This is a genomic window from Haloplanus sp. CK5-1 (assembly GCF_037201915.1).
Taxonomy (GTDB): domain Archaea; phylum Halobacteriota; class Halobacteria; order Halobacteriales; family Haloferacaceae; genus Haloplanus; species Haloplanus salilacus.
In genome coordinates this window covers 2,091,962-2,110,303 of record NZ_CP147505.1, presented here as the reverse complement: position 1 = coordinate 2,110,303, position 18,342 = coordinate 2,091,962, and the positions used below count along the sequence as shown (strand labels likewise).

At 60.4% G+C, this 18,342-nt stretch carries 19 protein-coding genes and 3 pseudogenes; 9 read left to right on the top strand and 13 right to left on the bottom strand.

Annotation, left to right across the window (positions count from 1 at the left end):
* The first annotated feature begins 20 nt into the window (after window positions 1-20).
* Complete coding sequence (locus NBT81_RS11165; RefSeq protein ID WP_338738528.1) at window positions 21-1,721, top strand: tRNA uridine(34) 5-carboxymethylaminomethyl modification radical SAM/GNAT enzyme Elp3; 1,701 nt, start codon at window positions 21-23, stop codon at window positions 1,719-1,721.
* Between the two features lie 31 nt (window positions 1,722-1,752).
* Entirely contained in the window at window positions 1,753-2,295 is a 543-nt protein-coding gene (locus NBT81_RS11160; RefSeq protein ID WP_338738526.1) for an acyltransferase, read from the top strand.
* On the opposite strand, the gene NBT81_RS11155 is transcribed toward NBT81_RS11160, so the two are convergent.
* The 4 genes from NBT81_RS11155 to NBT81_RS11140 all read right to left on the bottom strand — a co-directional run bounded on the left by NBT81_RS11155 (window position 2,286) and on the right by NBT81_RS11140 (window position 5,941).
* On the bottom strand, window positions 2,286-3,068 hold the full coding sequence (locus NBT81_RS11155; protein WP_338738524.1) for a mechanosensitive ion channel domain-containing protein: 783 nt from the start codon (window positions 3,066-3,068) through the stop codon (window positions 2,286-2,288). The genes NBT81_RS11160 and NBT81_RS11155 overlap by 10 nt on opposite strands.
* Before the next feature lies 1 nt (window position 3,069).
* On the bottom strand, window positions 3,070-3,879 hold the full coding sequence (dacZ, locus tag NBT81_RS11150) for a diadenylate cyclase DacZ (protein WP_338738522.1): 810 nt from the start codon (window positions 3,877-3,879) through the stop codon (window positions 3,070-3,072).
* Window positions 3,880-3,955: 76 nt separating this feature from the next.
* Entirely contained in the window at window positions 3,956-5,263 is a 1,308-nt protein-coding gene (gene purD / locus NBT81_RS11145; RefSeq protein ID WP_338738520.1) for a phosphoribosylamine--glycine ligase, read from the bottom strand.
* A gap of 51 nt (window positions 5,264-5,314) precedes the next feature.
* Entirely contained in the window at window positions 5,315-5,941 is a 627-nt protein-coding gene (locus NBT81_RS11140; protein ID WP_338738518.1) for an AsnC family transcriptional regulator, read from the bottom strand.
* Window positions 5,942-6,134: 193 nt separating this feature from the next.
* Between NBT81_RS11140 and NBT81_RS11135 the strand changes: the two genes are divergently transcribed.
* Window positions 6,135-6,437: a hypothetical protein gene (locus tag NBT81_RS11135; protein ID WP_338738516.1), complete on the top strand. Its 303-nt coding sequence runs from the start codon at window positions 6,135-6,137 to the stop codon at window positions 6,435-6,437.
* Window positions 6,438-6,950 carry a hypothetical protein gene (locus NBT81_RS11130; RefSeq protein WP_338738514.1) on the top strand — a complete coding sequence of 171 codons (513 nt, stop codon included), beginning with the start codon at window positions 6,438-6,440 and terminating at the stop codon, window positions 6,948-6,950.
* A gap of 7 nt (window positions 6,951-6,957) precedes the next feature.
* On the opposite strand, the gene aglJ is transcribed toward NBT81_RS11130, so the two are convergent.
* Both aglJ and NBT81_RS11120 read right to left on the bottom strand, forming a co-directional pair.
* Entirely contained in the window at window positions 6,958-7,866 is a 909-nt protein-coding gene (gene aglJ, locus NBT81_RS11125; protein WP_338738512.1) for an S-layer glycoprotein N-glycosyltransferase AglJ, read from the bottom strand.
* A gap of 223 nt (window positions 7,867-8,089) precedes the next feature.
* Window positions 8,090-8,704, bottom strand: coding sequence for a PGF-CTERM sorting domain-containing protein (locus NBT81_RS11120; RefSeq protein WP_338738510.1), 615 nt, complete (start codon window positions 8,702-8,704; stop codon window positions 8,090-8,092).
* Window positions 8,705-8,724: 20 nt separating this feature from the next.
* Here NBT81_RS11120 and NBT81_RS11115 point away from each other — a divergent pair.
* Window positions 8,725-8,970: pseudogene (locus NBT81_RS11115) on the top strand (zinc ribbon domain-containing protein); the annotation flags it as partial.
* An 81-nt stretch (window positions 8,971-9,051) separates the two neighbouring features.
* Here the strand turns inward: NBT81_RS11115 and NBT81_RS11110 are convergent.
* Entirely contained in the window at window positions 9,052-9,411 is a 360-nt protein-coding gene (locus tag NBT81_RS11110) for a helix-turn-helix domain-containing protein (RefSeq protein ID WP_338738508.1), read from the bottom strand.
* Between the two features lie 95 nt (window positions 9,412-9,506).
* Here NBT81_RS11110 and NBT81_RS11105 point away from each other — a divergent pair, with 95 nt between their 5' ends.
* Together NBT81_RS11105 and NBT81_RS11100 are read left to right on the top strand one after the other, a co-directional pair.
* Window positions 9,507-9,824: a hypothetical protein gene (locus NBT81_RS11105; protein WP_338738506.1), complete on the top strand. Its 318-nt coding sequence runs from the start codon at window positions 9,507-9,509 to the stop codon at window positions 9,822-9,824.
* Window positions 9,825-9,946: 122 nt separating this feature from the next.
* Window positions 9,947-10,090, top strand: a pseudogene (locus NBT81_RS11100) (archaellin/type IV pilin N-terminal domain-containing protein); the annotation flags it as partial.
* 424 nt (window positions 10,091-10,514) lie between these two features.
* Here NBT81_RS11100 and NBT81_RS11095 read toward each other — a convergent pair.
* A complete protein-coding gene (locus NBT81_RS11095) occupies window positions 10,515-11,711 on the bottom strand; it encodes a Cdc6/Cdc18 family protein (RefSeq protein ID WP_338738502.1) in 1,197 nt (398 codons plus the stop codon).
* Window positions 11,712-12,592: 881 nt separating this feature from the next.
* A pseudogene (locus tag NBT81_RS11090) lies at window positions 12,593-13,124 on the bottom strand (sugar phosphate nucleotidyltransferase); the annotation flags it as partial.
* 117 nt (window positions 13,125-13,241) lie between these two features.
* On the opposite strand from NBT81_RS11090, the gene NBT81_RS11085 reads away from it, so the two are divergent.
* A complete protein-coding gene (locus NBT81_RS11085; RefSeq protein ID WP_425498787.1) occupies window positions 13,242-14,624 on the top strand; it encodes a polysaccharide biosynthesis C-terminal domain-containing protein in 1,383 nt (460 codons plus the stop codon).
* Window positions 14,625-14,659: 35 nt separating this feature from the next.
* On the opposite strand, the gene rfbB is transcribed toward NBT81_RS11085, so the two are convergent.
* Complete coding sequence (gene rfbB, locus NBT81_RS11080) at window positions 14,660-15,586, bottom strand: dTDP-glucose 4,6-dehydratase (protein ID WP_338738498.1); 927 nt, start codon at window positions 15,584-15,586, stop codon at window positions 14,660-14,662.
* 52 nt (window positions 15,587-15,638) lie between these two features.
* Between rfbB and rfbD the strand changes: the two genes are divergently transcribed.
* On the top strand, window positions 15,639-16,529 hold the full coding sequence (rfbD, locus tag NBT81_RS11075; protein WP_338738496.1) for a dTDP-4-dehydrorhamnose reductase: 891 nt from the start codon (window positions 15,639-15,641) through the stop codon (window positions 16,527-16,529).
* On the opposite strand, the gene NBT81_RS11070 is transcribed toward rfbD, so the two are convergent.
* Genes NBT81_RS11070 through NBT81_RS11060 form a run of 3 tightly spaced genes read right to left on the bottom strand, consistent with a single transcriptional unit; the run spans window position 16,526 to window position 18,255 of the window.
* Complete coding sequence (locus NBT81_RS11070; RefSeq protein ID WP_338738494.1) at window positions 16,526-16,705, bottom strand: hypothetical protein; 180 nt, start codon at window positions 16,703-16,705, stop codon at window positions 16,526-16,528. The two genes, rfbD and NBT81_RS11070, sit on opposite strands and share 4 nt — an antisense overlap.
* A 2-nt stretch (window positions 16,706-16,707) precedes the next feature.
* Complete coding sequence (locus NBT81_RS11065) at window positions 16,708-17,781, bottom strand: glucose-1-phosphate thymidylyltransferase (RefSeq protein ID WP_338738492.1); 1,074 nt, start codon at window positions 17,779-17,781, stop codon at window positions 16,708-16,710.
* 3 nt (window positions 17,782-17,784) lie between these two features.
* Window positions 17,785-18,255 carry a dTDP-4-dehydrorhamnose 3,5-epimerase family protein gene (locus NBT81_RS11060; RefSeq protein WP_338738490.1) on the bottom strand — a complete coding sequence of 157 codons (471 nt, stop codon included), beginning with the start codon at window positions 18,253-18,255 and terminating at the stop codon, window positions 17,785-17,787.
* Window positions 18,256-18,342 lie beyond the last annotated feature (87 nt).

The window sequence follows — 18,342 nt, the reverse complement described above, 5'->3', positions numbered from 1 at the left end:
GCTACCGGGAGGACCGACTCGTGAGCACGGACGCCGACCCCGAGACCGAGGGCAGCGAGGCGTTCGAACGGGTGTGTGAGGACCTCGTCGAGCGCATCCTCGACGGTGAAGTGGGACGCGACGACCTCGAGGCCGCGAAACTCGACGCGTGTTCGACCCACTCGGCGGCGAAGGTGCCCAAGAACGCACACATCCTCCAGCACGCCCCCGACGACCGCCGAGAGGAGGTACAGGCGGTCGTCCGGCGCAAGCCGGTCCGAACCGCCTCGGGTGTCTCGCCCGTGGCGATCATGACCGCACCGCACATGTGCCCCCACGGGAAGTGCCTCTACTGTCCCGGCGGCCCGGCCTCGGAGTTCGACAGCGCCCAGAGTTACACGGGCCACGAACCCGCCGCGGCGCGGGGCGAACAGAACGACTACGACCCCTACGGGCAGGTGACCCTGCGGCTCGAACAGCTCAGACACATCGGCCACCCAATCGACAAGGTCGAACTCATCCTCATGGGCGGGACGATGACCGCCCGGAGCCACGACTACCAGGAGTGGTTCGTCAAGCGGGCGCTCCAGGCGCTCAACGAGTACGACACCGACTCGACGCCCGATCCGGCTGAGGGGCGGAGCTTCGCCGAGTCGGATCCCGAGTTTCGGTATCTGGAGGACGTGATCGCCGACAACGAGACGGCGGACGTCAGGAACGTCGGCACGACGTTCGAGACCAAGCCCGACTGGTGTGGCCCCGAACAGATCGACCGGATGCTCCGGCTCGGCGGGACGAAGGTGGAGGTGGGCGTCCAGACGACCTACGAGCGGATCAACCGCGAGATGCACCGCGGGCACGGCGTCCAGGCGTCGATCGACGCCAACCGCCGCCTGCGCGACGCCGCGTTCAAGGTCGGCTTCCACATGATGCCCGGGCAACCGGGGATGACCGAGGCGATGTGTCTGGAGGACTTCCGGCAGCTGTTCGAGGACCCCCGGTGGCGGCCGGACTACCTGAAGATCTACCCCACCCTCGTCGTCCGGGGAACGCGCATCTACGACCGGTGGCGGCGCGAGGAGTTCGACCCGCTGGACAACGAGCAGGCGACCGACCTCGTCGCCGAGGTGATGGACCTCATCCCGGAGTACACCCGCTTGCAGCGGGTCCAGCGGGACATCCCCGCAGACCACATCGACGCCGGCGTCTGGAAGTCGAACCTCCGGCAGTTGGCGACCCAGCGGGCCGAAGAGAAGGGGATCACCCCCCGCGACATCCGCGCCCGCGAGGTGGGGCACAACGACGCCGACCCGGACCCCGACCGGGTGGAACTCGACGTCACGACCTACGAGGCCGGCGGCGGCACCGAACACTTCCTCAGTTTCGAGGACCCCGAAGCGGACCTGCTGATCGGCTTCTGTCGGCTGCGGTTCCCGAACGACCCCGTCCGGCGCGAACTCGACGACGCAGCGCTGGTTCGCGAACTCCACGTCTACGGGAGCGAGGCGGGTATCCGGGAGGAGGGCGACGGCGAAAGCGGGGGCGACTGGCAACACCGCGGGTACGGCCGCCGCCTCCTCGAACGCGCCGAGGAACTGACCGTCGAGGCCGGTTACGACAAGGTGAGCGTCATCAGCGGGATCGGTGTCCGGCGCTACTACCGCGAGAAGTTGGGCTACCACCAGGACGGCCCGTACGTCTCGAAACACCTCGGGCGCCGGTCGCCGACGCGGTCGGAGTGAGGTTGAAGACGGCGGGCCGCGAACGGGGACCGTGACCGATCCGGACGACTCGGCGGCCGACCGGCGACACGACCGCTTGGACCGAACCCCGACCGGCGGACCACACAACTCGCTGTGGGGATGGACGCGGGCACGCCACCCACTCAGGGTGGCGATTAACTACCTCGCCGTCTGGCTGATCCGCGTCTCGCCGAGTCTCCGGGTCAAAAACTGGCTCCTCCGGCGGCTCGGTGCGACCGTCGAGTCGGGGGTGGCGATCGGACTGGAGGCGACGCCGGACGTGTTCTGGCCGGACCTCGTGACGCTCGAAACCGACGCCATCGTCGGGTACGACGCGACGCTCCTCTGTCACGAGTTCCTGCAGGACGAGTACCGCACCGGCGAGGTGGTGATCGGCGAACGGGCGATGGTCGGTGCGGGTGCGGTGGTCCTCCCGGGCGTCGAAGTGGGTGCGGACGCGACGGTGGCGGCCAACTCGCTGGTCGCGGACGATGTCCCCCCGGAGACCACCGTCGCGGGCGTGCCGGCACGACCGGTCGACGGTGGCGTCGGCGAGCGTCGCGGTCAGGAGTGAATTCGGACGAAGCCGTCGGCGAACACCTTGCTGTTCGGAAGGACGTGCTCCTCGCCGTCGGTCTCGACGTGTGTGACGAACAGGTCCATCTCCTGGACGACACCGCGAACGTCGCCGATCCGAATCTCGTCGCCGATGGTGTAGGGTTGGTGGAGGAGGAGGTAGGTGCCGACGGCGCCGGCCGAGAGCAGGTGTCGGAAGGCGAGACCGCCGAGGAAGACCAGCGCGAAGACGTAGGCCCCGAGCAGGACGATGAGCGCGGCGGTGGCGACGCCCACCTGTCCGAGGGCGATCAGCGCGGCCAGATAGAAGATGCTGTACTTGGCCATCAGTGGGAGGACGCCGATCTGTGGGAGTTTCACCCCGCGGAACCGCTCGGACACGAGCAGTTCCACCTTGTCGCCGAGGACCACCCCGACGATGAGGACTATCACGGCGAAAAAGAGCTGCGGGAGGAAGCCGGCGACGGCGTTCCAGAACTGGGCGACGTACTGGATCTCGGCGACTGCGACGGCGGCGAACAGCGCGATGCCGAAGACGAAGTAGCCGGCGATGGCCCCGAGGATGGCGACGGTCGACGTGCCGAACTCGCGGGCCGTCCGCTCGAACGTGGTGCCCTCGATGACGCCCGGGACGCCCGCCCGCCGGAGCAGCCGGCCGGTGAGCACGCGGACCAGCCACCCCAAGACGAGGCCGGCGAGGGCCGTCGCGAACGCGAGCCAGAGACGGAGCGGCACGGCCGCGACGACGCGCTCTATCGAACCGCCCTGCATCTCAGTACTCCTCCGGATCGATCTCCAGAACGAGGTCCCCGCGCTTGAACGCCCGGACCATCCCGTCGGACTCCGAGAGGACGATGGCGATGGCGTTGGTGTCGCGGGTGATCGCGCCCCCGGCCATGTGGCGTGCGCCCAGTCCTTTCGGGATGTCGACGCCCTCGGCGGACGGTTCGAGGTAGCGGTACGCCGAGACGATCTTCCCCGAGTCGGAGACGACGAACGCGCCGTCCAGCCGCGAGAACTCCTTGAGCATCACGTTCACGATGGGGTCGCCCACGTGGACGTGGGACTTCTCGAAGGGGTTGTACGAGAGCGGCCGGGACTTGCTCATCACCTTGCCCGCGTCGCCGACGACGAACAGCGCACCGACGGGTTTGCCCTTCTGTCCTTTCTTCCCGAGGTCGATCGCCACCTCGAACACGTCACGAATCACTCCGGAGTCGGCTCTGGAGTCGGTGAACAGGTCGTAGACTCCCGACCGAACGGACTCGTCGACTCGGACGCGAAGCAGGCTGTCGGGGTCGTCGCCGAACACCGAGACCGAGCAGGCGACGGTGTCGCCCTCGGCGACGAAGCCCTGGTCCATCGCCCCTTCGATACCGAACTTGACCCGGTCGCGGACGTTGTCGAACCCCAGAGGGAGTTCGACGAAGGCGTCCGCGCCGACCGCGTTCTCGGCGGCGACGACCACCAGTCCGACGTCGCCGTCCGCGAACCGCTCGTAGAACGACGCCGGCGGGGAGAACAGGAACAGACGGTCGACGTCGTCGACGAGATCGCCGAGAGATTCCCGTATCGTTGCCATTGACAGAACGACGAGATGCGCCGAAATAAAGGTTTGTGGCGCGTCGCACGTCCGTCATGCGCGGCGGGTGACCGTCTCAGTCGCGCAGGTCCTCGACGTGGTCGATCCGTCGCTGTACGAGCGACTGCGTCCCGACGTCGTGTCTGACCCGCAGGCCGTCCCCCGCGGCCGACAGCGCGTCTTCGGCGATGTCCTCGGCGGCGGCGATGGTGTCCGCGATACCGACGACGGCGAAGGCCCGCGAGGTGGTGGTGTAGAGACCGTCGTCGCGGGCGTCGACGCTCGCGTAGAAGAGGAGGGCGTCGCCCCCGCTCCCTTCGGCGGCCCGCGCGACGCTCTCCTCGTCCACCTCGATGCGCGATCCGGCCTCGGGGTCGGTGGGGTAGCCCGCGGGCACGGCGTACTTGCAGACGGTCGCCCGCGGCGCAAAGGAGAGATCCGGGAGTGTGTCGCCGTCCCGGGCCGCAGTCAGTACGTCGAGGAACGGCGTCTCCATGACCGGCAGGGTGTTCATCGCCTCGGGGTCGCCGAAGCGGGCGTTGAACTCGACGACGCGGACGCCGTCGGCGGTGAGCATGAACTGACCGTAGAGGACGCCCTCGTAGTCGGGGAGGGCGTCGACCGTCGCCTCCAGAACCTCGACGGCCGCGTCGTAGTCGACCTCGTCCATGAACGGGAGTGCGGGGCCGGCGTCGCTGTAACTCCCCATCCCGCCGGTGTTCGGCCCCTCGTCGCCCTCGTAGGCGCGCTTGTGGTCTTGGACGGCCGGCGTGACCCGAACCTCGCCGTCCGAGACGAACGCCTGTACGGTGAACTCCTCGCCCACGAGGCGTTCCTCCAGGACGACGCGGTCGTAGTCGGAGTCCCGGAGGTACGCCTTGGCCTCCGCCTCGGTCACCTGGTCGCCGATGACGCGGACGCCCTTGCCGCCGGTCAGTCCCGCCGGCTTCACCGCCAGGTCACCGTCGTAGTCGTCGATGTAGGCACAGGCGGCGTCCATGTCGTCGAACGTCTCGAAGTCCGGACAGCCCGGAATACCCTCCTCGCGCATGAACCGCCGCTGGTAGGCCTTGTCCGTCTCGATGCGTGCGGCATCGGCTCCGGGACCGAAGGCGTAGACGCCCGCATCCTCGAGGGCGTCGGCGACGCCCGCGGCCAGCGCCGACTCGGGGCCGATCACCGCGAGCGTGGCGTCGACGTCCTCGGCGAACGCGACGATTTCATCCGCGTCGGTTTCGTCGATCGACCGGGTTTCGGCCGCCAGATCGGCGATGCCGGGGTTGCGGTTGCTCGCACAGGCGTACAGCGAACAGTCCGGCGCGACGGCGCGGGCGATGGCGTGTTCGCGCCCGCCACCGCCGACGAGGAGCACTCTCTCGGGCATACGCGTCGATGCCCGGGGAGCGGCCTAAACGTTACCGTTCGCGTGGCGAGGTTAGTCCGACGGCCCGGTCCCGGTGCCGGACTCGGCCTCGGCATCGAAGCGGTCGTACCGGGACCGAAACTCACGCTCGCAGGAGGGACAGCAGAACTGGTAGACGTCGCCGCCGATGTCGGCGCTCGTCCCCTCGCTGGTCACCGTGTTGCCACACTGTGCGCAGGTCAGCGCGAAGCCGACGCCGTCGACCGTCGGCGTCCACTCGCCGCCGGTCAGGAGCGTCACGGTGTAGTCGTCTATCGCCGCCCCGGGTTCGTCGACGACGGTCGGGAGCCACGCCGGCACGTCGCCGTCGACGACGCGGGCGTGACAGACCAGGTCGCGCTCGGCCGTCGAGAAGACGTGTTCGACCGCGTCGGCGTCGCGGAAAGCCCCGCGGACGTCGTCGAACACCCCGGACGTGGGGTCGACACGGACGAGAACCGGCACGCCGTCACGGAGTTTCGAGCGGTCGACGTCGAGGGTGAACCCGCGGATGACACCCGTCTCCCGGAGGCGGTCGACCCGGTCGGACACCGCGGGCGGCGAGAGGTCGACCGCGTCCGCGATGTCGGCCCACGGGCGGCGGGCGTCCTCCATCAGTAGCCCCAAGATCTCGAGGTCCGTCTCGTCGAGGTCGCGCATGCCCCTGTGAACGGACGGAACGTAGATGTACCTTCGGCTGCGGGGTACGTGCGTTCGAGTAGGTGCCCCGACAAGCCCGTCGTATTTCGGCTGACCGACCGTTTCGCAACTCGTGTCCGAGTGCACTCGGCCGAAGTTGGCTCACATTGTACACACGAAAAGAGCTAATGGGCTGGCTCACAACGTGCACACGATGGGGAGCGATAAGAAGCGTGTCCAGTTCCGGGCACCACACCGGCTCATCGACCGGACCGACGCGCTCGCCGACGTCCTCGGGGAAGATCGGACGGATATCCTCGTGACTGCGCTGCGGGAGTATCTCCAGGAGGCCACTCACGACGATGCGCTGATCCAGGAGATCGCAGCCGCCTACTACGACGGCGAGATCACCTTCGAGCAACTCAACGCACTCGTCGGTGCCGAAGAAGCGGCGAACCTCCGGGTGCTGAAACAGCAACTGGACGAGGATTTCGTCGACGAAGTCGCCGACGCATAGATGTCGCGACTCGTCGCGGACGCCTCCGCCCTCGTGAGCCTCGGGATCGTTACCCCCGACGACCCCGATCCACTCGCGCTCTGTCTCACCCGGTACGAGGTCGTCGTCCCGACGGCGGTCGTCGAGGAACTCCGAGAGATCGCTTCGTACGATGACGTCCACAGGCAAGCCGCATCGGCAGTACTCGACCGAGCGGACTCGTTTACCATACGGCCAGTCGCCCTCGACGCCGAGTTTCCGCTCGACGACGGTGAAAACGCGGCCGTCACCCTCGCGAACGAGCTCGATGCTGCGCTCTTTCTCTGTGACGAGTTCACCCAACTCGGGTTGATCCACGCCTCACTCGCCGATACCCGGCTCGTCACGACGCCGACGCTGCTCTCGGTTCTCGTTCGAACCGGGCAACTGTCAGCTACTGATGCTCGATCACTCCTCGACGAGATCAGTGACGCCCGCAGTTGGGGCGGGAACAGTTACGTGGAGCGAGTTCGTTCGGTGCTCGAAGAGCCCTGACCGTCGCTCACTCCTGTTCGCGGAGTTGCTCGCGGTGCAACGAGAGGATCAGATCCGCGAGCACCCCGAACATCAGCAGTTGGACGCCGACGAGGATGGCGAAGGCGGCGACGATCGCGAGCACCTCGTGGGAGACGCGCTGGGTGACCCACTCGACGCCGACGTAGGCGGCGACGAGACCCCCGAACAGTGTCGACACCGTGCCGATGCTTCCGAAGTAGAAGAGGGGATTGTTGGTCTTCGCCCGGCGGTACAGTTCGAGGAAGATGATCCCGCCGTCCCGGACCGGGTGGAGGTTCGTGTTCGACCCCGAAGGGCGAGGGCGGTAGGTTATCGGGACCACCGTCGTCGGGATCCCGTGTTTGGCACACTCGACGGCCATCTCCGTCTCGATGCCGAAGCCGTCGGCGGTGAGGTGCATCGCCTCGAAGGACTCGCGAGTAAAGGCGCGGTAGCCCGAGAGGATGTCGCCGAAGTCGTCGCGGTGGATCGTCCGGAAGGCGGCGTTGATGAGGCGGTTGCCGACCCGGTTGAGGAACGTCATCGCGCCCGAACGCATGTCTGCGAAGCGGTTCCCGATGACGTGGGCGGCCTCGCCCGAGCGGAGGGGGGCGAGCATCTCGTTCGCGTCGGCGGCGCGGTACGTGCCGTCGCCGTCGAGCATGAGGACGTAGTCGGCGTCGACGTGGTTCGAGATGGCTTCGCGAACCGCCTGTCCCTTTCCCGTCCCCGACTGCTGGACGACGCGCGCGCCCGCCTCGCGGGCGACGTCGCGGGTGCCGTCGGTCGACCCGCCGTCGACGACGAGGACGTCGGAGAATCCCGCCTCGCGGAAGTCCTCGACGACGTCGCCGATGGTCTCGGCCTCATCCAAGGTTGGAATGAGGATACAGACATCACCGGGCCGGGAATCCATCACTTAGACTTAACTCGGATCAATAAAAATCGTTCCGAAATCGCCCTCGAATTACCGTTCAAATCGACACCGCTCTGGCTAGAGCCGTGGATATTTTCATCATCTGTGTGACTGGCAGTTCGATCACCAACAGCCGTAGCTGACCAAGTACAGGGTACTGACGTATGTTACATCAAAAAACCGCGAACGGCGTCGCGTGATCGCTACCGGCGATCAGTCGTCGTTAGGTGTCGCGCCGGGTGGCCAGCAGCGCAGCCGCCAAGAGCGCGATGACCGCGATGATCGCACCGAAGCCCGGTCCGCCTTCCAACGTCGGCGTCGCAGTCGCCGTGTCCGTCGGCATGTCCGTCGGTTCCGGCGTGTCCGTCACCGTGTCGGTCGGCTCCGGCGTGTCCGTCGGCTCCGGCGTGTCCGTCGGTTCCGGCGTCGCAGTCTGTCGGTTCTGGACGATCTCTACCGACGCGAGGTCCTCGTTGTAGCTGTCGTCAGCTTCAACGTCGTAGGTCCCCGTCTCGACGTCCTCGAGCTCGAGGCTGACCATGCAGGAACCGTCAGTCGACCACTCTTGGGTCGTCGACAGGGCGACCGAGTCGCCCTCCTCGGTCAGCAGCTCGACGGTGATCGAGTTGTCGTCGGGCTGGAGGTTCGTCGTGCCGGCGACGACCATCGTGTCGTCGACGGAGATCGTCTGGTAGACCGTGTTGCCACGCTCACCCACGAAGATCACCGTGACCGACTGGGCACCGAGTGCGGTCCCCGTCACGTTGGCCTCCGAGTCCTCGATCGCGACCTGGCCGCCGATCGTGCCAACGTTCGCTTCGAGGCTCGTGTCGACCACGCGGAACGACTGCTGCGTGCTCGTGTTCGTGTTGTAGGCAGATTCGGGATAGCAACCGTGTGGAGCGCGGTCTATACGTCTGTTCGTCGTGCGCGGCGACGATGAACGCAGACGTGAACGGCGCGGTGAACATTCGTAGACGGATAACTCAGAGTCCCCCGATGGGCGATATGAGTAACGGCTGGTTGGCACAGCTCGGAGTCTTCCTGTTCGACCGCGAGAGCGGACGGTTTACACCGAGAGAACAGGGAGACTGCAAACCCTAATATCCCAACGCTTGGGATTCCCGCGTCTTTAGGCGCGGGAAGATGTCAATCACAGCGGTAGCAAGGCGGAAGCCCACAGTTTCAGCCGTTGGTAGCTGACTCGCCGGCGGCGTTCAGGGCACTGTTCAGTTCGAAAAGCTCCTGGACGACGTCGCTCTTCGCGACACGATACCGGCGCGGGGACGTGTTCGGAACCTCCTCAACCACATCGGTCTGCAAGAGAACGTTGATGTAGTTGCTCACGGTTTGCCGGGTGACGCCGGCGTGATCGGCGAATTCGGTCTTGTTGAACTCCCGTCCAGGTGGAAGCGTGAGGATAGCGTCGATGAGAATCGGGACGCTCTCGTGCTGGAAGAGGTAGAGGACGCCGCTCGGATTCTCTAGACGGGCCTCCTTGGTGTCTTTCTCCGCCGCCGAGTGGGTCTGCGGTGGCTCGCTCATACGGTCAGTTTACCCGCTGACATACATAACTGTTCGCCTGAGCGTAAACACGTATTAACATATTCTTATTAGAGACAGATGAAAAACAGAGGGGTATGCGAAAGCCGTCAGTAAAATGTGCGCTCCTCGCAGCGATGATAGCCGAACATCGCTGGGGGTCACCTATCGTTGAGGAAAATCTTCTTTCTATCTCGGCTATCGATACGAGCGACTACCCCACCGCCATCGACATCTTCGACGATCTGCGTTCCGCGCCCTACATCACGAATCGAGGGAACAAGGGAATCGAACTCAACAACGGGGAGTTCGGCCAGCTGGCCGATGTCCTCTACTACGAATGTGAGTGGGAACCATTCGAGATCAAGAGCCGGCTGAAACACTATGAGGGCTGGGAGAACCACAACTGGACGTGACCGTTACACGTTGTCCTCAGTTCCGTAATTCTGTGCTTCTGGTCGTACACCCGATTTTTCGATGTGGTCATTTGCTCCAGAGAGTTAAGACGATTTCCCAGACGCCTGCATACGAGACAACAATGCTCAAAGAACGAACTGACCGAGGCCAAGTCGGTATCGGGACGCTCATCATGTTCATCGCGCTGGTCTTGGTTGCAGCGATTGCGGCCGGTGTCCTGATCAACACGGCTGGCTTCCTCCAGACCCAATCAGAACAGACCGGATAACAGAGCAGCACACAGGTTTCGGATCGACTCGAACCCGTTTCGAAGACAGGGAACGTCTCGGTGTGCAACGAGAGCGATGACGTGATACTGGACGATTCTCAACAAGACCTATTTTAGAGTGACACGTACATGGCTGTGAACGAAGTATCGATGGTTGTTCAGAAGACACCGGGCGCCAGCGACATCAACATGAGCGCGACCACCTTCGAAGTGGTGGGGCCAAACGGCACCGACCGGTTCCCGTTCACTAACCAGACAGTCATCAATAACTCGCCGAAAAGAGTATTATAACCTGAGTCTCAGAGACACACCCGATACCGAGTGAAATCCAAGATCTTAGACCAGCCTCGTGACCCTCAACCGGTACGAGTATGGACACACCCGATACCGAGTGAAGAATAGACGATACAGACACGGAAAACTATGCACCATTTAGCCCTTCAGAGACAATCTCCGGTGAACGGAGTAGGCGATGGACCCGATAGCTCCCTTCCCCGTGTCCACCTCCGGTGTGCTCACTTTCTGTGACGCCAAGAAAGGCCTGTTCTTTGAGCAGTCGCTGAACTCGATCATAGCTTAGGGGACTTGCACCGGCATGCTCTGCGACCTGTTGATAGGTGTCATACACCTCTGCTGTGCGGAAGCGCTGACAATCGGCCTTTTCAGTAAGTAGTGCTAATGCTCGGAGAATATGCTTGACATGCGGAGTCTGGCCGCTAACGAGTTTTTGGAATCGATTGATTTCGGCCCGTTTCAGCGCAGCATCAACGTGATCCACAGTAACTTGGGTGGCTTGATTTTTTTCAGCGATCCGGCCTGCCTCATACAACATATCGATTGCTTTCCGTGCATCACCGTGCTCACGGGCAGCTAACGCTGCAGTCTTCGAAATGACTCCCTCTTCCAAAACACCCTCAGAAAAGGCATCCTTCCGTCGAGTCAAGATCGCTTCCAGTTGAGTGGCGTCGTACGGATCGAAAACAACCTCATTATCCTGAAGCGAAGAGTCAACCCGCTCACTAAGCTGCTCTCGATATTCGATCTTATTACTGATGCACACTGCACTAACGAAGGCCTCTGCTTTGCCACTTTCGCGGGCCCGAGATAGGCTGCGCAACAGTGCATCCCCGTCAAGTTTATCTATTTCATCAAGAATAACTACGAAGGCATCGACATCGCCCTCCGAAAGTAGTTCCCACGTGACGTCACGATAGTCTGCAGCGCCGATTCCACGCCGTGGAATCGACTGATTGCCAACAGCGTCACCAAGATTGGCCTGCAACTCTCGAGCCATCTGGCGGCTTGCTTGTGCTTCGGTCCCATAATCAGAGCAATCAACATAGGCGTACGTGAACCGTTGACCGTTCTCCGCTGCTCGGTCCCTCGCTTCGCGAGTCACACACCTCGTAACGAGTGATTTTCCGGTTCCGGTTTTGCCATAGATAATCGTCGTTTCGGGTGGGCCTCCACGTATCGCTGGGGCAAGGGCACTCCCCATCAACTCGATCTCACTATCCCGGCCGACAACACGGTCAAGATTCGGAACGTGGCCGACGCGGACGAGCTTCCGGTCTTGGAATATCTCTCCTGTCTCGAAGATATCGTCGCGTCTTGTCATACACATGCATCTGCGAGGAACAACAAAAATGTACCGACTAAGTACCAAGTGAGAGTGTTAATAATGGAGTTAGAGACAATCAAAGCGCCGAATAGACTTGTTTTAAATATAAATTGAGAGTCTTAGACACGGGGCAAACCGAGTGAGTCTCCGCGTCCCGAATAAACCGGTTCGATCAGTGTTGAAGACTTCATCAATAATATTGAACGATAGTCGAGGCTCTCATTGACCTGCGTATGCCACACCTTCGATTTCACTCGGTACGCGGGGTGTGCTTGGACCCTAATTCTCTGGTCAACATTCAGAGCACCGAAGAAAGCTGGTCAAACAGGATAACTCTCTGTGGAGAACACTCGACACGATGTGTGGTGGGAAGATCCCCACACGCTAGCAACCACATATCTCATAATACCACAAGTTTACCCCCAAGATGACGTCGTTCCCACGGTGAACGGCGAGCTTCTCTATTTATAAAAAGACAGCGGGCTGCTCGGGATTACATTACTCGCCGAATCCCTTTGATAGAGACGGTACCTGTCGTGAATGTCACTCGGTATGAGGGGTGTGTCTGTCCGTAAGGTGGTTTAGTCTATAACGATTCTTTTCGTTGCAATTACACCAGGTTAAACGAGTTAATACATCCAATAACTTCTGGTGTTGGACTTATCAGACCGGAATTCGACAGGCAGCACTTGGAACTCGTCGGAACCAGATTTCCAGTAACTACCGGCTGGGAAATGCTGGAGAGGGTGAAGTCACTTCAGGTTACACCGACAGAATAATTTCAAACTAACGACAAATGCCGCGTTCACGGACCAGATACCACAGCGGTGCGTAGCCCGCCGGGTCACAGCGCAGACTCCCACTCTTTTATAAATTAGTTAGTCGATTTCAGCGGTCGTGTCATCCGTCTTCCCAGAGGATTTCGCAGTCTCGGTGAGTCGCCGCTCGGCTTCATCACGGTCCTCCGGATACCCCACGTCGATCCGCCAGCCATCCATCCGGATCGCGTCGATGGTCCGCCCACTCTGGATCAACAGGTCGATGGCATCAGGAAGTTCGTACTCGCCGCGATCCGACGGCTGGACCAGGTGACAGGTATGGAAGATGGCCGGCGTGAACGTGTAGAAGCCGGTCATCACCAGGTTCAAGCGCGGTCGTCGGGCTTCTCGACGACGCGTATGATATCGCCGTACTCGTTGGTGTCACAGACGCCGTACCGGCTCGCCTCCTCCCATGGCACCTCCTCGACGAGGAACGCGGCGTCGGCTCGGTCCTCGGCTTGCCGGTTGGTGACGTCGCCAAGGTTCGCCTGAAAGACGTTGTCTCCGAGCATGAGTATAAAGTCATCTCGAATGGGGCTCGGCCGTCTAGGGTGTGAGCGAGGCCCAACTGTTCGCGCTGGTGGGCGTAAGGACCCGTCTCTAAGCACTCCATCGTTGAGAAGCGCGGTATTGATACGGTGGCAGTTGAAACCCCCTGTATCCGCGTATCCCCGCGTGACCTCTCATGAAATACGGCCGTACTTCGATGGTGAATTTTTTGTCGCAACTAGCGGTTTCTCTCGCGGGTTTTATTGCGACAATCGTCCTAACACGGACGCTCGGCCAGAGCAGGTACGGGACGTACGTTGTCGTGTTATCAGTACTCTCATGGGTGTCCTTAGCAGGAGAGTTTGGGTTGCCACAAGCAGTCAAGAAACGCGTTAGTGAGTCCGGAGAGGGGAATTACGTACTTTCTGGAGCAATTGTACAGTTTGGGATGTACAGTTTTGTTGCTGTTTGCCTTTTGGTGGCCCAACCATACCTCAACGACTTTATGGAGGTCATGGCGACGTGGGTCATTATTATAATGCTAGCCGGTCGACTTGCATACGGATTCGTTCGGACCGTTCTAGATGGTCAACATCTTGTACATGTATCTAGTATTTTGTCCCCCGTTCAGTGGACGAGCCGAAGCATCGTTCAGGTCACGCTTGTCCTTTCTGGGTTCGGACTTGCTGGCGCATTCGCTGGTTACGTTGTTGGTACAATAGTAGCAACTATTATTGGCGCGTATTTCATCACAATTCCACGGACGCGCCCATCGCGTCAGGAATTCTCTCGGTTGAAAGAATACGCCCAGTTTTCTTGGCTCGGGTCAATCAAAGGGCGGACGTTTTTGTCGATGGATACGCTAATTCTAGCTGTCTTCGTCTCTCATAGCCTCGTCGCAGTCTATGAAATTGCGTGGAATCTTGCATCTTTATTCGCTACATTTGGCGCGTCTATTTCTCGAACCCTATTCCCTGAGATGAGTAAGATATCTTCAGCAGGAGGTTCAGAGAACGAGATATCGGACCTTCTGGAAGTAAGTCTCGCATATTCGGGGCTATTTATCATTCCTGGGATGGTCGGAGCAGCGCTTGTTGGTGATGTCGTATTAACTATCTACGGTTCTGGCTTTGACGCTGGTTACTATATCTTGCTCGTCCTTACCTTTGCGCGTCTGCTGTACGGATATATGGGTCAATTTCTGAATACAATTAACGCTCTTGATTACCCCAACCTGACGTTCCACATTAATGCCGCATTCGCCGCAGTAAATATTGGATTAAATGTCGTCCTTACGTGGCAGTTCGGTTGGTACGGTGCAGCAGTAGCAACGACGGTCTCCGCGGGTTTAGGGCTTCTACTCTCATATTATTACGCTAATAAAGTAATCAGTATAGATATACCTATCAAAGAAATTTCTAAGCAGTGTCTATCAGCGATGATTATGGCTGTCGCCGTATTTGTTGGGCGTGCTCTCTTTGGGTCCTCTCTCTCTGTTATAATATTCCTCGTTGGTATCGGCGCGGCAATCTATTTCGGGTCTTTACTGTCCATATCGAAAGAATTCCGAACGACAGTTAAGCATAACATCCCTCTCTAAACATATGTTTGACACTCCTATATTCTGCTGAATATTTATTCACGGTAGTAATCGACGGTACGGTCAAGTGCTTCCTGGAAGGTGTAGGTGGGTTCCCAGCCGAGTGCTTCGATCTTGCTGGTGTCAAGTGCATACCGTTGGTCGTGGCCAGCGCGGTCTTCAACGAATTCGATGAGGTCTTCGGACGCGCCGACTGCATCGAGGATGGCTTCGGTGACTTCGAGATTCGTTTTCTCGGCGTGGCTACCGATATTGTAGACTTCGCCAACGTCGCCCTCGCGGAGTACGAGGTCAAGTGCGCGGCAGTTGTCCTCGACGTAGATCCATTCGCGGACGTTCGAGCCGTCACCGTAGACAGGAAGAGGGTCACCGTTGGCGGCATTCTGAATGAACTTCGGGATGAGCTTCTCCGGGTGCTGGCGAGGGCCGAAGTTGTTGCAGGTCCGCGTAATAACCACAGGGAGATCGTGAGTCGTCTCATAACTTTGCGCGAGTAAATCCGCGCCAGCTTTCGTTGCCGCATAGGGATTCCGCGGGTTGAGCGGGTCCTCTTCGGAGAATTTGCCATCGAGCACTTGGCCGTATACTTCGTCGGTCGAAATCTGGAGGAACCGTTCGACGCCTTCGTCGTTGGCTGCATCAAGCAGCGTCTGTGTCCCTTGAACGTTCGTCGAAACGAACGGTTCCGCCCCTTCGATGGAACGGTCGACGTGGGACTCGGCAGCGAAGTTGACAACGGCATCGGCATCAGCGACGAGTTCGGTAACGAGATCACGGTCTCGAATGTCGCCCTCAATAAACTCGTGGCGCGGATGATCGAGCACGCCATCCAAGTTGTCTCGAGAGCCTGCGTACGTTAGGGCGTCGAGCGTGACGATGTCATCGTCTTTGTGCTCGTCGAGAAGATAGTGCACGAAATTTGAGCCGATAAATCCGGCGCCGCCAGTGACGAGAATTTGCATACTACGGTCTCGGTGGCGGCACCTATTTACCTTACTGATGGAAGTTTATGGTATGCGGCTGCTCGTCGTCGGCGCAAACGGTCTCCTTGGCAGTAACGTGGTTCGCGCGGGCCAGCAACGCGGCTGGGCGGTCAGCGGTACCTACCACTCGACACGCCCCAACTTCGACGTCCCACTGACACAATTTAACCTCCAAGAATACAGCACGTTCGACGACGTCATCAACGAGCACGGTCCGGACGTTGTCGTCAACTGTGCGGCCATGACGGACGTGGACGGCTGCGAGCGGAATCCCGAGGCGGCTCACGTCATCAACAGTGAGGCGCCGGCCGGAATGGCTGCTCGCTGTGAGCAGGCCGGGATTGACTTTGTCCACGTTTCAACGGACTACGTCTTCGACGGGACAGCACGAGACCCGTATAGCGAGACGGCGGACCCGAATCCAGTACAGGTGTACGGCGAATCGAAGCTCGCGGGCGAACGAGCAGTACAGGACGCGATGGAGACGGCGCTGCTACCGCGACTGTCGTTCGTCTGGGGGATTCACCGCAGCACTGGCACTCTCAGTGGCTTTCCCGCGTGGGTGCGTGAGCAATTGCAGGCGAGCGAAGCCGTTCCCTTGTTTACGGATCAGTTGGTGACACCAACACGCGCCGGACAGGCCGCACAGACGGTTCTCACCCTCGTTGAACAGGCGTCGAGTGGGTTGTACCACGTCGCGTGCAGTTCGTGTGTCACACCCTACGAGTTCGGCGAAGTGCTGTCTGCACACGTCGGTGCCAATTCGAACTTGCTGCAAGCCGGCTCGACTGAGGACATCGATCGGGCTGCGGCACGCCCGACGTACAGCTGTCTGGACGTCGGGAAGGTAGCGGAGGAACTTGGACGCGAGCAGCCGACGTTGCGCGAGGACGTCGACGCTGTCTGGAACGCTCTGGGTTAGAGCTGGTAGCGCTCGCGGTGTTCGAGAAAGTGCTTGCGGGCATCCTCGGGGAGGTCCGCGAACTCCAGAACTTCCTGGCAGCCCAGTCCTGGACACTTCATGACGCGGTTGTCCTCAAGTTCGTTCGCCGCGACGACGGTCCCACAGGCCGGACAGGTGTGAGTGATGATACGCATTCTTAGAGTTTGAGTTGGGAGTTCTCACCGACGACGAGTCGCCGGCCTTCAGGAAGGAGGTTGTCGGCACTCTCGACGTCCGCATTCCGGCCGAGGAGACTGTCAACGATGCGGCCGGAAGCAGTAATCGTCGAATCGCCGATAACCACGCTATTCTCAAGGTGAATGTTCTCCAGCGTAGAGTTCGCGCCAACTGACGTGTATGGCCCGATGTACGTCCCGCTTTTGATAGTCGTGTTCTCCGCAATCGAAACCGGCCCACGGACAACCGCGCCATCCTCAATAACTGCGGACTCGGCGAGCTCAATGCGGCCGTCGGTCGTCGCGCCATCCTCGATAACGCCCGCGGTTGTCAGCTCCTTGTCCTCAAGGACTAGGCGGTTGGCTTCGAGGATGTCCTCGGGTTTCCCGGTATCCTTCCACCAGCCCGTCACGACGTGCGAGTCGATCTCGTAGCCGTCCTCGAGCAAGTCCTGAATCGCATCCGTAATCTCGAGTTCGCCCCGCCAGGACGGTTCGAGGTCGTCAATCGCATCGAAGACCGCCGGCGAGAACACGTACATGCCAATGAGCGCGAGATTCGTTGGTGGGTGGTCCGGCTTCTCGATGAGCTGGGTGACGTTGCCCTCATCGTCGATGTCCGCGATTCCGAACGCCTGCGGATTCTCGACTTCCTGGAGCGCGATGCCCGCACCATAGTCACCGGCTTCGAAGCTCTCGACGAGTTCGGTAACGCCGGACTTGAGGATGTTATCACCGAGGTACATTACGAAGTCATCGTCACCGACGAAGTCCCGCGCACAGCCCGCTGCGTGCGCGAGCCCGAGCGGGTTCCCCTGGACGATGTACGTGATATCGACGCCGTACTGCGAGCCGTCACCCAGAAGCTCTTGGATTTCCTCGCGGCCCTTGTTCCCGAGAATGACGCCAATCTCGGTGATGCCGGCTGCCTTGAGGTCCTCAATAGCGTACTCGAGGACGGGTTTGTTCGCGACCGGTACGAGCTGCTTCGGGCCAGTGTGCGTGATTGGGCGAAGCCGCGAGCCGGTTCCCCCCGAGAGAAGTACTCCTTTCATTACCTACCCGCTCGGTTCCTTGTCCCAGTCCAAAGGTATTTTGTCTGTATCGTATGGGAGGCGTTCCTCATCGGGGTCCTCGTAGTCGTAGAGGTTCGACGGGAAGTTAATAAGGAACGCAGGGTCCTCACCAATTGCTTTGAATCCATGCCAGCACTCTCCCGGAATGCGAATCACTTTCTGATTGTGCTCACCAATAACGAAGGTATTTAGTTCGCCCTGAGTTTGTGAATCTTCACGGTCGTCGTAGACGCCGACCTTGATGCGTCCCTTTGGACAGACAAAGTGATCAATTTGGCCACGGTGATGGCGGTGCCAGGCGCGCGTTATACCCGGATACGTCATTGAATAGTAGGACATCGCGGGCTCGGGATCGTACTCGTCCCAGTCCTCACGAAATACTTCGACAAGATGACCGCGTTCGTCAGCGTTCACTTGTAGATCGCGAACTCTCACACCGTTAATTTGAGCCATTACAATTCGGAATCACGTACTCAGATCTCATATGGTTACGGGTGTTGAGATTGGATTTTGATAGCGTGAGAAACTATATCTGAATAC